Source organism: Klebsiella africana (assembly GCF_020526085.1).
In the GTDB taxonomy this organism is placed as follows: domain Bacteria; phylum Pseudomonadota; class Gammaproteobacteria; order Enterobacterales; family Enterobacteriaceae; genus Klebsiella; species Klebsiella africana.
Genome location: NZ_CP084874.1, coordinates 338026 through 350385, shown reverse-complemented (window position 1 = coordinate 350385; position 12360 = coordinate 338026). Strand labels below are relative to the sequence as shown.

13 protein-coding genes and 1 pseudogene are annotated in these 12360 nt (G+C 57.8%); 4 read left to right on the top strand and 10 right to left on the bottom strand.

The genetic code is table 11. The features are described 5' to 3' along the window. Positions 1–43: 43 nt before the first annotated feature. Entirely contained in the window at positions 44–1150 is a 1107-nt protein-coding gene (gene asd, locus LGL98_RS01610; RefSeq protein ID WP_012967126.1) for an aspartate-semialdehyde dehydrogenase, read from the bottom strand. Between the two features lie 103 nt (positions 1151–1253). Here asd and LGL98_RS01605 point away from each other — a divergent pair. Next, positions 1254–1604, top strand: a pseudogene (locus LGL98_RS01605) (hypothetical protein). 8 nt (positions 1605–1612) lie between these two features. Here the strand turns inward: LGL98_RS01605 and gntU are convergent. The 6 genes from gntU to LGL98_RS01575 form a co-directional block, all read right to left on the bottom strand. Then, complete coding sequence (gntU, locus tag LGL98_RS01600) at positions 1613–2953, bottom strand: gluconate transporter (RefSeq protein WP_136033735.1); 1341 nt, start codon at positions 2951–2953, stop codon at positions 1613–1615. Then, a complete protein-coding gene (gene gntK / locus LGL98_RS01595) occupies positions 2953–3483 on the bottom strand; it encodes a gluconokinase (protein WP_012540395.1) in 531 nt (176 codons plus the stop codon). The genes gntU and gntK overlap by 1 nt, the downstream gene beginning before the upstream one ends. Before the next feature lie 180 nt (positions 3484–3663). After that, positions 3664–4659 (bottom strand): gluconate operon transcriptional repressor GntR, encoded by a 996-nt coding sequence (gene gntR, locus LGL98_RS01590; RefSeq protein ID WP_002920777.1) that lies wholly within the window; start codon positions 4657–4659, stop codon positions 3664–3666. Between the two features lie 114 nt (positions 4660–4773). Beyond that, a complete protein-coding gene (locus tag LGL98_RS01585; protein WP_002920779.1) occupies positions 4774–5469 on the bottom strand; it encodes a pirin family protein in 696 nt (231 codons plus the stop codon). A gap of 121 nt (positions 5470–5590) precedes the next feature. Then, positions 5591–6628: an oxidoreductase gene (locus LGL98_RS01580; protein WP_136033737.1), complete on the bottom strand. Its 1038-nt coding sequence runs from the start codon at positions 6626–6628 to the stop codon at positions 5591–5593. Between the two features lie 153 nt (positions 6629–6781). Then, positions 6782–7024, bottom strand: coding sequence for a hypothetical protein (locus LGL98_RS01575; protein WP_226651875.1), 243 nt, complete (start codon positions 7022–7024; stop codon positions 6782–6784). Here LGL98_RS01575 and LGL98_RS01570 point away from each other — a divergent pair. Both LGL98_RS01570 and LGL98_RS01565 read left to right on the top strand, forming a co-directional pair. After that, complete coding sequence (locus LGL98_RS01570) at positions 6914–7546, top strand: bactofilin family protein (RefSeq protein WP_226651874.1); 633 nt, start codon at positions 6914–6916, stop codon at positions 7544–7546. The two genes, LGL98_RS01575 and LGL98_RS01570, sit on opposite strands and share 111 nt — an antisense overlap. Before the next feature lie 239 nt (positions 7547–7785). Then, the gene (locus tag LGL98_RS01565) at positions 7786–8262 is read left to right on the top strand and encodes a GNAT family N-acetyltransferase (RefSeq protein WP_168435393.1); all 477 of its coding nucleotides are present in this window, start codon (positions 7786–7788) and stop codon (positions 8260–8262) included. 83 nt (positions 8263–8345) lie between these two features. On the opposite strand, the gene ggt is transcribed toward LGL98_RS01565, so the two are convergent. Beyond that, positions 8346–10085 carry a gamma-glutamyltransferase gene (gene ggt, locus LGL98_RS01560; protein ID WP_136033744.1) on the bottom strand — a complete coding sequence of 580 codons (1740 nt, stop codon included), beginning with the start codon at positions 10083–10085 and terminating at the stop codon, positions 8346–8348. A gap of 123 nt (positions 10086–10208) precedes the next feature. On the opposite strand from ggt, the gene LGL98_RS01555 reads away from it, so the two are divergent. Beyond that, a complete protein-coding gene (locus LGL98_RS01555; protein ID WP_061153080.1) occupies positions 10209–10529 on the top strand; it encodes a DUF2756 family protein in 321 nt (106 codons plus the stop codon). A 23-nt stretch (positions 10530–10552) separates the two neighbouring features. Here the strand turns inward: LGL98_RS01555 and ugpQ are convergent, their stop codons facing one another. Next, on the bottom strand, positions 10553–11293 hold the full coding sequence (gene ugpQ, locus LGL98_RS01550) for a glycerophosphodiester phosphodiesterase (RefSeq protein WP_136033746.1): 741 nt from the start codon (positions 11291–11293) through the stop codon (positions 10553–10555). Next, positions 11290–12360: a sn-glycerol-3-phosphate import ATP-binding protein UgpC gene (locus LGL98_RS01545; RefSeq protein WP_004150074.1), complete on the bottom strand. Its 1071-nt coding sequence runs from the start codon at positions 12358–12360 to the stop codon at positions 11290–11292. Before LGL98_RS01545 ends, ugpQ begins: the two co-directional genes overlap by 4 nt.

Genomic DNA, 12360 nt, shown 5'->3' with positions numbered 1-12360 from the left:
AAAAAAAGGGGGCTCGAAGACCCCCTTTCTGTTCATCCTGGGCTTATGCCAGCTGGCGAAGCATCCGACGCAGCGGCTCCGCGGCGCCCCACAGCAGCTGGTCGCCAACGGTAAAGGCCGAAAGGTATTCCGGCCCCATATTCAGTTTACGCAGGCGCCCTACCGGGGTAGTCAGGGTGCCCGTCACCGCGGCTGGGGTCAGCTCGCGCATGGTAATCTCACGATCGTTTGGCACCACTTTGGCCCACGGGTTGTGCGCGGCCAGAAGTTCCTCAACGGTCGGGATAGAAACATCTTTCTTGAGCTTGATGGTAAACGCCTGGCTGTGGCAGCGCAGCGCACCAACGCGAACGCACAGGCCGTCTACCGGGATAACGGACGAGGTGGCGAGGATCTTGTTGGTCTCCGCCTGGCCTTTCCACTCTTCGCGGCTCTGGCCGTTATCCAGCTGTTTGTCGATCCACGGGATCAGGCTGCCTGCCAGCGGTACGCCGAAGTTGTCCACCGGCAGCTCGCCGCTACGGGTCAGCGAGGTGACTTTGCGCTCAATATCCAGAATGGCGGAAGCTGGGTCCGCCAGCTCCGCGGCCACATGGTTATGCAGCTGCCCCATCTGGCTCAGTAGCTCGCGCATATGACGCGCACCACCGCCGGAAGCCGCCTGGTACGTCGCCACGCTGACCCACTCCACCAGATCCTGAGCAAACAGGCCGCCAAGGGACATCAGCATCAGGCTGACGGTGCAGTTGCCGCCGACAAAGGTTTTCACGCCGTTATTCAGGCCGGCGGTGATCACGTCCTGGTTAACCGGGTCGAGGATAATGATCGCATCGTCCTTCATGCGCAGCGAAGAGGCGGCGTCAATCCAGTAACCCTGCCAGCCGCTTTCGCGCAGCTTCGGGTAAATCTCGTTGGTGTAATCGCCGCCCTGGCACGTGACAATAATGTCCAGCGCCTTCAGCGCGTCCAGATCGAACGCATCCTGAAGCGTACCACCGGTGCTACCGCCGAATGACGGCGCTGGCTGTCCCAGCTGGGAGGTAGAGAAGAACACCGGGCGAATGGCGTCGAAATCGCGCTCTTCAACCATGCGTTGCATGAGAACAGAGCCGACCATTCCGCGCCAGCCGATAAAACCAACATTTTTCATAACGTATTCCTGCGAGGTGTGTGCTGTTTGTGCCTGGCCAGTTTCCAACTGGATTATCCCTCACCTTACAAAATGCAGCTAAAGTCGCAAGTGAAATTAATCAATGATTGCTGAACAATCAGAAATGCAACTTATCCTGCACAGTGCCCACCGTCGCTGGTCGTCGTCAAAAGCGCAACGATTATCGGGGAAATCCCCGGGGGAATGGAATATTTTCCGTCGCTATTTTATTGATCCTGATTATGGATTAAGCGCGAAATCAGGCGCTTTTCCGCTTGCCAAAAAAAAGCGCCAAACCCAGTCACAGCAAGGGCTGACGAGGGATACGAGCATCGTCGTAGCGCTAATAAGGGCCAATAGCTGGTAAGGAAAAGAGGGAAAAAGGGCGGCTTATTGCAAAGAAGCCAGGGTAAGCAGCGTTACCCTGGCTTTTTATTTCCCGCGAGTGGGGTGAAAATTCGCTTAGCTCAGCAGCTGGAAGGCGATCATGCCGACAATCGCCCCGGTGGTACCCAGGATGGTTTCCATCATGGTCCAGGTTTTCAGCGTCTGGGCTTCGCTGGCGCCGGTAAATTTACCGAACAGCCAGAAGCCGGCGTCGTTCACATGGCTCACGACAATCGAGCCGCCGGCGATACAGATAGACAGAGCCGCCATCTGTGCGCCGCTGTAGTTCAGCTGCTCAATCACCGGCATCACCAGGCCAACCGCCGTCAGGCACGCTACGGTGGCAGAGCCCTGAATGATACGCACCGCCGCTGCCAGCACGAAACAGGTAATGGCGATCGGCAGGCCCATACCGGTCAGCGCTTCACCAAGCGCCGGGCCCACACCAGAGTCTACCAGCACCTGTTTGAAGACGCCGCCTGCCCCGATCACCAGCAGGATAATCCCCGCCGGCTGCAGCGCGTGGCCACAGATCTCCATCACGCGGTCTTTCGCCATCCCCTGGCGCATGGCCAGGCCGTAGATTGCCACCAGGCAAGCCACCAGGATCGCGGTGAACGGGTGGCCGATAAACTCGAACCATTCGTAGGCAGTGGAACCCACCGGCACAAAGCGCGCGGCGATGGTTTTCAGACCCACCAGCACCAGCGGCAGCAGGATCAGCGCCAGGCTAAAGCCGAAGGAGGGCATTTTGCCTTCGCCGAGATGCGGTTCGCTGATATCGTCAGGAATATGCAGTTCAACGTAGCGGCTGATAAAGTTACCCCACAGCGGACCGGCGATAATCATCCCCGGAATGGCGGCGCACAGGCCAATCAGGATCATCCAGCCAAAGTCGGCGTGCATTTGCGACGCCAGCAGCATCGGCGCCGGCCCCGGCAGCAGGAAGGCCGCGGCGGCGGCTACCCCGGCAAACAGCGGGATCACCAGCTTCACGAGGTTTGTGCCGGTATGGCGCGCCATCGAGAAGGCAACGCTGATCAGCAGGACAATGGCGACTTCGAAGAACAGCGGTAGCGCGCAGATAAGGCCGGCGAGGCCAATCGCATAGTGCGCCCGGCTGTGGCCGAAGGATTTGAGCATCTTGACGGCAATCTGATCGACCGCCCCCGTTTCATGCAGGATCTTACCGAACATCGCGCCGAGCGCGACGACGATCGCCAGGAAACCCAGCGTACCGCCCATCCCTTTCTCCATCGTCGCCGCGATTTTATCCAGCGGCATGCCGGAGAAAAGTCCTGCACCAATAGAAACCACCATCAAAGCCACGAAGGCATGCATCCGCGCCTTCATGACTAAAAACAGCAGCAGCAATACCGAGCCGACTGCTGTTAAAACAAGCGTTAAAGTACTCACTAGTGACTGCCTTTGTTGATCACCTCGATGGTGCTGGCCACCACGCCTTCCAGCGGCTGGTCGATATCGACGATAAGCACATCGCTCTCGTCGGCGCCTGGTTCCTGCAGCGTTTCAAACTGCGTCACCAACATTTGGGTTTTGAAGAAGTGCCCTTTGCGTGCCTTCAGACGGTTTTCGATCACGTCGAAGTCGCCTTTCAGATAGATGAAGGAGAGGTTCGGGTTGCCCTTGCGCAGAATGTCGCGATAGCTCTTCTTCAGAGCCGAGCAGACGATCAGCGACACCTTGTTGGTACGCTGCATGGCGAACGCGGCGTCATTCAGCGCCTGCAGCCACGGGGTGCGATCATCGTCGTTGAGCGGCTCGCCGGAGGCCATCTTGGTGATGTTGCTGCGCGGATGGAGAAAGTCGCCGTCAAGAAACGCGGCATGCAGTTGATGCGCCACTTCGCTGGCGACAGCAGATTTTCCGCTGCCGGAAACGCCCATCAGGACATAGACGTGGTGATCATGGTTAGTCGTGCTCAAAGCGTCCTCCCACTGGACTGGTACGCCGCGCCGGGGCTGACTCATCCAGCGCGAAGGCGGCGTATCGATTGATTGTTACGGGTAACTGTTATCGGTAACATTGTCATGCCGGACCTGTGGAGAAGCAATATCCATTCGTGCCAGATGTGAATATGTGTGATCTACTTCAAACTTGTCAGTTTAAATTGATCCGCCCGGTGACAATGTGAAACCTAAATCTAACATCTTAGGGGTAATCGCTTCACCACGAATGCGCGCCAGCAGCCGTTCGGCGCCGATGCGTCCCATCCGCTCGCGCGGGGTCAGAACGCTGGCCAGCCGCGGCTCCATCACCTGGCCGATATCGTGGCCGTGGAACCCGGCAATCGCCATATCATCGGGGATCTTCAGCCCCAGACGCTGGCATTCGAACGCCGCGCCGACCGCGAGGTCATCGTTGGTGCAGAAGATACCGTCGAGCTGCGGATATTCGCGGCGCGCCTGGCGCATCAGCTCAATCCCCGAAGAATAGGAAGAGGATTGCTCCACCATCACGCTGTAGGGCGTCATCCCGGCGTCAAGCATCGCCTGCTCGTACCCCTTCTGTTTGATGATAGTACGTTCATCAAGACGCGCGCCGAGATAAGCAACGTGGCGGTGGCCGCGGGCAATGATCGCCGCCGTCATCTGCCGGGCGGCTTCAAAGTTATCGAACCCGACGGCGATATCGAGGCACGGTGACCGGCTGTCCATCAGCTCCACCACCGGAATGCCGGCGACTTCGATCATCTTCAGGGTGCGCGGCGTATGGGTGCGTTCGGTGAGGATCAGGCCATCAATGTTCCACGAGAGCATCGATTCAAGGCGTTTCTCTTCCATTTCCGGCTTATAGCCGTAGTGCGCCAGCATGGTTTGATAGCCGAAGGCGTCGGTGACGCTTTCGATACCACGCAGCACTTCCGAGAAGACCTGGTTAGTTAACGACGGCAGCAGCACGCCGATGGCGCGGCTGGTGGCGTTGGAGAGAATGTCAGGGGCGCGATTGGGAATATAACCCAGTTCATCGAGGGCAACGGCAATCTTGCCACGCAGCGCTTCGGAGACCTGCTCCGGGTTGCGTAAATAGCGACTGACCGTCATTTTGGTCACGCCGACAAGATCGGCTACATCCTGAAGTACGGGTCTTTTCTTTTTCATCGTCCTGACTGTGATCAACGGGGAAACATTTTCTCAGTTTATCACGGACAAAGCGCAACCTTCCCTAACATGAGGGAAGGCTGCGCAATTTATTTAACCTGACTCAGATAACTATCAAACCGGCGGCAGATCGAACAGCAGGATCTCGCTATCGCTGTCGGCATGAACCGAAATCGCCTGCTCGTCCCAGATGGCCAAACCGTCGCTGGTGGTGGCTTTGGTACCGTTGATGGTCACTTCGCCTTTGACCACCTGGATCCACACACGGCGTTCCGCGGCAATCTGGTGAACCGACTGCTCATCTTTCAGCAGCGCCCAGCGATAGAGTTCCATATCCTGGTAGACCTTCAGCGAGCCATCTCGGGCATCCGGCGACAGCACCAGCTGTTTGCCCTGGGCGGCGTCGAAGCGGCGCTGCTCGTAGCGCGGGGTAATACCGGTTTCTTCCGGAATAATCCAGATCTGATACAGACGCAGACGATCGGTTTTGCTCGGGTTGTACTCAGAGTGGCGCACCCCGGTACCCGCGCTCATGATCTGGAACTCGCCCGCCGGCACCTGCTCTTTGTTACCCATGCTGTCCTGGTGCTCCACCGCCCCTTCCAGCACATAAGTCAGGATCTCCATGTCTTTGTGCGGGTGGGTACCGAAGCCCTGACCGGCGTCGATGACGTCGTCGTTAATCACCCGCAGGGCGGAGAAGCCCATAAAGTTCGGGTCATAATAGTTGGCGAAAGAGAAAGTATGCCAGGAATCCAGCCAGCCATGGTTAGCGTGGCCACGTTCGTTCGCTTTGCGTAAGTAAATCATGTTGCACCCCCGTATGTTTTCGATGGAATCAGTGTGGACCCATTTCGCCGGCGATCATAGAGGGTGAAAATTGACTCCTCTGTTCAAAAAATATGAACAAGCGCAGAGGAGCCAATTTGACTTATCGGGTAAGGGTAATGGTGGCCGGTGAAGGCTGCTCAAAGCCGCGCTGCAGGATCTCCATATTGGTGAGAACGTCAGATTCCTTGACGTAATTCGGCTGGCCGTTGACGAGGGTGTCGTACAGCGCGTCGTACACCCGACCGTAGTCGCCGCTCTCCAGCGGCACCGCTTCACGCACCGTCTCCCCCGCCTCATTGACGTACACCAGCTCGCCGACGCTGTCGTCCGCGCCAAAACCCGGCTCGCCCGGCATGATATTGGCCTTCAGGCTGGTCTCCTGCTGGTCAATGCCGTATTTCACAAACGAACCTTTATGGCCGTGAACGATAAATTTCGGGTAGTCGATCTGCACCAGATGGCTGGTTTTGACGATGGCCTTCAGATCGCCGTAGAACAGCTGGGCCTCAAAGGTGTCATCCGGGTTGGCTTTATTGCGCAGCGAGCGCAGATCGTAAGAGACATGGTCCGGACGGCCAAACAGCGAAATGATCTGATCCAGGGTATGTACGCCAAGGCCATAGAACTCGCCGTTTTGCGGACCGCCGGGGTTGGTCTCCGCCAGCGGGCGATAATTATCGAAATGGCTTTCGATCTCCACCAGTTCGCCGAGTTTCCCACTCTCAATCACCTTTTTGGTAGTCAGGAAGCAGGAGTCGAAGCGGCGGTTCTGGTAGGGCGTCACCGTCAGACCTTTGCTGTTTGCCAGGGCAAACAGGGTTTTTGCTTCCTCAAGCGTCGGGGTGAATGGCTTTTCCACCAGCACGTTTTTCCCCGCCTCCAGCGCCTTTTTCGCATATTCAAAATGGCTGTCGGCGTGGGTGCAGACCACCACCAGCTTGACCTGTGGATCGTTTAACACGTCATCAAGGTCGCTGGTGAAATGAATATGGGAATATTGCGGCGCCTGCTCCTCGGGCTTCGCCCGGCGACGGTAAATGTGCGCCACCTGCCAGCGGTCTTTGCGGTGCAAAACGTAAGGAAGGTGATAGCGGGTGGTGCTTTTACCAAAGCCAATAAATGCACAGTGCAGAGTCATAACGCTGTCCTTAGTTGATGAGCTACCTTCAACCATAGCGCAAGCCGGTCCATCACTTCATCCTCTCTGTTCGCTTGCAGTGAAGATTCGTTAGCAAAATAGTTCCAGTATCACCTATACGTAATTATTAATAACTATCTGATTAATAAGTGATTAAATCATCAGTTTTCGGCAAAAAACCTTGATCGTCATGGCAAAACTGCGGATAAGTGGAGGGCAAACCAGGACGTTGCTGATGACTAACGGAGTAGCCAGCCGCTGCAGATGGACAAACAGTATCTCGCCATAAACGGCGCCCTTTTTTTCTGGCTTCTCGCGCTGATCGCCTGGTCTGTCGATGTAATCGCGCTGGCGCGCCTGGCGGCCGCCTGCGCGCTTGTCGCTTTCCTCCTCCATAGCCAACGGAACAAGATTAACGCGATGTTTATTAAAAAAAATAAAACGGAACCTCAGATATCAGAAGCAGCCACGCCTCCGGCAATAAACCCAGAGCCCGAAGCGGTCGCCAGCAAAAAACACGAGACTACGGTCATCGCCAGCGGGGTGCATTTCGTCGGCAACATAGTCGCCAGCGGCCATGTCTATATCCACGGCCAGGTCACCGGCAACATTGAGGCCAAAGAGCATTTGATTAAGGTAATGCGTGAAGGCCAGGTGGAGGGCAACGTCAGCTGCCGGGAGTTGATAATCGACGGCAGGGTGCAGGGCCAGTGTCATGGCGACAGCATCACCATCGAGGAACATGGCAATCTGGAGGGTACCCTCGCCTATTGCGCGCTGGCGATCAAGAAAGGTGGCGTTTTTTCCGGTCGCGCTGAAATGCTGGCCGCCGCGGAGAACAAAAGTCATATTCTCGGTCTGGTAGCAGACGCCCCCTCCAAAGCCGACGCGGAGCCCGACAGGCCGCAGAGCGCCTGAGATAGCGGCAAAAAAAAAGCCAGCACCCGGCTGGCTAAAGTAATACTGGAAGCAATGTGAGCAATGTCGTGCTTTCAGGCTTTCCGCAGGGGTCTTCCTGAATGCAGGACAATAATAATCATTCTCATTCGCAGTTGTCTACTTTTTTTTGCAAAAAACAACATTGACTCCCCGGCTGCCGTCAGAGATGGTGGAGAGGAATCGACAACCAAAAAGAGGATAAGGGAATGAGTGACATAGTGATACGCCATGCCGAACCGCGCGATGCTGAACCTTTACGTATGCTGATGGCGCACCCGGAGGTCTATCATGACACGCTACAGATCCCCTATCCCTCGATGGAAGCCTGGCAGGAGAAGCTACAACCCAAACCCCATACCTTCCATCTGGTGGCGACGCTGGGCGAGCAGGTCGCCGGACATCTGTCGCTCCATGTTGAGCCGCGCCCTCGGCGCAGCCACGTCGCAACCTTTGGCATGGCGGTTGCCGCCGGCCATCAAGGTTGCGGCATCGGCAGCGCGCTGATGCGCGAGATGATCGACCTGTGCGATAACTGGCTGCGGGTCGAGCGTATTGAGCTGACGGTGTTCGCCGATAACGCCCGGGCCATCGCGGTGTACCAGAAACACGGCTTTGTCATCGAAGGAACCGGCAAGCGCTTCGCGCTGCGCAACGGCGAATACGTGGATGCCTGTTTTATGGCGCGGCTGAAGTAATCCATATATCGCCCGGTGGCGCGACGCTTACCGGGCCTACGGGTATCCCTGCCGGGCAAACGTCGCGCTGCCCGGCACATCCCTTAATATCCCGCCGTAAAATCATCCGGTGAACGCGGATCGGAGGCGCCATACAGCATGCCTTCCGGCCCCACCATGATGCTCTGGGTACTGCCCATCGCCTCTTTTAGCGCCACTTTCTGCCCCTTCGCCTCCAGCAGCTTCAGGGTATCCGGGCTAAAGCCTTTCTCCACCCGCAGCTCATCCGGCAGCCATTGATGGTGAAAACGCGGTGCGTTGGTGGCTTCCGCAACGTTCATCCCGAAATCGATGGTATTGACCACCATCTGCAGTACGGTGGTGATAATCCGACTGCCGCCCGGGCTGCCGGTCACCAGCCAGGTTTTGCCGTCTTTCACCACAATGGTCGGCGACATCGACGACAGCGGGCGTTTTTTCGGCTCCACCGCATTGGCGTCGCCGCCCACCAGACCATAGACGTTAGGCACGCCGGGCTTCGCCGAGAAATCATCCATCTGGTTATTGAGCAAAATACCGGAATCACCGGCCACAATGCCGGTACCGAAGGTGGTATTCAGCGTATAGGTCACCGCCACCGCATTGCCGTCTTTATCGACCACCGAAAAGTGGGTGGTCTGGTTGCTTTCATACGGCGCCAGCTTGCCCGGACGGATCTGGCTGGAAGGCTTCGCCTTATTCACATCAATTTCGGCGGCTATCGTTTTGGCGTAAGCTTTGCTGGTCAGCGCCTGCCACGGCACGTTGACGAAGTCTGGATCGCCGAGATATTCAGAGCGGTCGGCATAGGCGTGTTTCTCTGCCTCCGCCATCACCTGCATAGCGTCGGCGCTGCCAAAGCCATATTTCTGCATATCGAAGTTTTCGAGGATATTCAGGATCTGCACGATGTGGATCCCGCCGGAGGACGGCGGCGGCATAGAGTAAACCTCATACCCGCGATACTCGCCGCTAACCGGCGTACGCTCCACAGCCTTATAGCCGGCGAGATCGGCTTTGGTGATAAGTCCGCCGTGCTTTTTCATCTCGTCAGCGATCTGGTCGGCGATGGCCCCTTTATAAAAAGCGTCCGGGCCATGCTCGGCAATTAGCTCCAGGCTTTTCCCCAGATTCTTTTGCACCAGCCGATCGCCCTTCTTCAGCGGCTCGCCGTTCTTCCAGAAGATCGCTTTACTGTTTTCATGCTGCGGGATCACTTCGCTGCCGTAGGTCTTCAGATCGTCCGCCAGCGCATCGTTAACGATAAAGCCCTCTTCTGCCAGCTTAATCGCCGGGCGGATCACTTTGTTCAGCGGCATGGTGCCGTATTTTTCCAGCGCGAGAGAGAAACCGGCGACGCTGCCTGGCGTGCCGGAGGCGAGATGCGAAGTCAGTGATTTTTTACTATCCGGGTTGCCCTGGTCGTCCAGGAACATGTCGCGGGTGGCCTGCTCCGGCGCCATTTCGCGGAAATCGATCGCTGTGGTCTTGCCGTCTTTAGTCCGCAGCATCATAAAACCGCCGCCGCCGATATTCCCGGCCTGCGGATGGGTGACCGCCAGCGCGTAGCCAACCGCCACTGCCGCATCGACGGCGTTGCCGCCCTGGCGCAGAATATCCACGCCGACACGGGTCGCTAGCGCGTCCACCGACGCCACCATCCCCTGCCGGGCGCGTACCGGGTGGAACACATCTTCCTCTACGCCATAAGAGACCGGCGGCGGTGGCGGATTGGCGGCGACGGTAAAACTGCCCCCCGCCAGCAACGCAGCGATGACCACCAGACGCCATATTGTTTTTATCATTGTCTTACTCCAGAAAGGTAGGTTTCATTCCCCGCTTAAGCCTGGTTGATAACTCCTAAAAAATCATTGTTATGGCGGATTTGAGGTACACTTAAGTGATCCCACGCACGGGAGGAGAAAACCATGAAAGCGATTCTGTTTCTGGCGGCGCTGATGCCGCTTGGCGTATTAGCCCAGCCGATCAATGTTAATAACAACCCTAACCAGCCGGGTTACGTGGTGCCCAGCCAGCAGCGTATGCAAAATGAGATGAAGGTGCAGCAACAGCAGCAGCAAAGCATGCTGAAGCAGGATCTGAACAATCAGACCCGCTCGCAACAGCAGCATTTGCAAAACCAGCTGCAGACTAATCAGCAGCGCGCGGCCCAGGGCGGTAATCTCAATCCGCCGCAGCAGGTGCTACCGAACAACAATGGTGGAATGCTGCGGCAGACCAACCCGTAAAGGACAGCCGCCGCAAATCCGTCTTAAGGCTGGAAATTCGGCCCGATGACATCAATAGCATCGGTGCAGATGCAGTCTACGCCCCAGTGCAGCAGCTCGGCGGCGCGCTGGGGTTTATTGACCGTATACACCAGAATATGCAGGCCGGCCTGTTTCAGGCTTGCTACCCGCGCCGCATCCAGCAGCTTGTGGTTGAGATGAATTGAGACGCAGCCCAGCCGGGCGGTCAATTCGCGCCAGTCATCGCGCCACTCATCCAGCAGCAGCCCGCGCGGTAGCTCGGGCGCGGCTTCCTGCGCCGCTTCCAGCGCGTCGATTTCAAAGGATGAGAGCAGCGGCGCGGTCATGCCTTGCCACAGATCGCGCGCAGCCAGCGCCACCACGTTGCCGGTCTGCGGCCCCAGCCCGGTGGTCGGCTTAATTTCGATATTCGCCATCATGCCGTGACGGCGGCAGCGCTCCGCCACCTGGGAGAGCAGCGGCAGCGGTTCGCCCTTAAATTCACGGCTGAACCAGCTGCCGGCATCGACCTTCAGCAGATCGTCCCACGCCAGCTCGCCCGCCACGCCCCAGCCATTGCTGGTACGTTCGAGATTATCGTCATGCAGCAGAAAGATCTGCCCGTCCTTCGACAGCTTGGCGTCAAACTCAATCATCGTGTGCCCGTAGCGGGCGCCGACGTCGATAGCCGCCAGGGTGTTCTCCGGCGCCAGTTTACCGCCGCCGCGATGGGCGACGATGCGGGGATAAGGCCAGTTACTCATGCGCGTTGTCCTGTTTCACCATCAAAGAGGTGCAGATGTTCCAATGGCAGATGCAGCCATAGCGTGCTGCCTGCCGCCGGGCGCTGCTGGTGCGGCAGTCTGACTACCAGCTTCTGTTCGCCCCAGCGCCCGTGGGCGAGGTTATCGGCACCTAAAATTTCCAGGGTGTCCATCAGCAGCGGAATGCCGCCTTGCGCCTGCGAGCTTAAAATAAAATGCTCCGGGCGGATACCGAGGGTCATTTTACGCCCGGCGTGGCGCCGGTGCTCATGATTCGTCGGCAGCTGCATGCCGCCCGCCAGCTCAAAGCGGCCGCCGTCATCGCTGATGCGCCCTTCCAGCAGGTTCATGGCCGGGCTGCCGATAAAGCTCGCCACAAAGCGGCTGGCGGGTTTTTCATACACCTCAACCGGGGTGCCGATCTGCTCGGCAACGCCTTTATTCATCACCATCACCCGCTGGGCGAGGGTCATCGCCTCCACCTGATCGTGGGTGACATACAGCGAAGTGGTTTTCAGGCGACGATGCAGTTGCTGTAGCTCAAGACGCATCTGCACACGCAGCTTGGCGTCGAGGTTTGACAACGGTTCGTCGAACAGGAACACCGCCGGGTCACGCACGATGGCGCGGCCCATCGCCACGCGCTGGCGCTGGCCGCCGGACAGTTCCCGCGGGCGGCGCTTGAGCAGGCCATCCAGCTCAAGAATACGCGCAGCCTCCTGCACCCGCTCGGCGATCAGTCCCTTCCCCATGCCGCGGATCTTCAGCCCCCACGCCATGTTCTCTTCCACGCTCATATGCGGATAAAGGGCATAGTTCTGGAACACCATCGCGATGCCGCGATCCTTCGGCTCCATCTCAGTCACCCGTTTGCGATCAATCCAGATATCGCCGCTGGTCACCCGCTCCAGTCCGGCGACCATCCGCAGCAGCGTTGATTTCCCGCAGCCCGACGGGCCGACCATGACGATGAATTCCCCGTCCGCCACGTCCAGCGTCAGCGGTTGAATCACCTGGGTTTTGCCATCCCAGCTTTTGCTTACTGCCTGTAGTTTTAAACCAGCCAT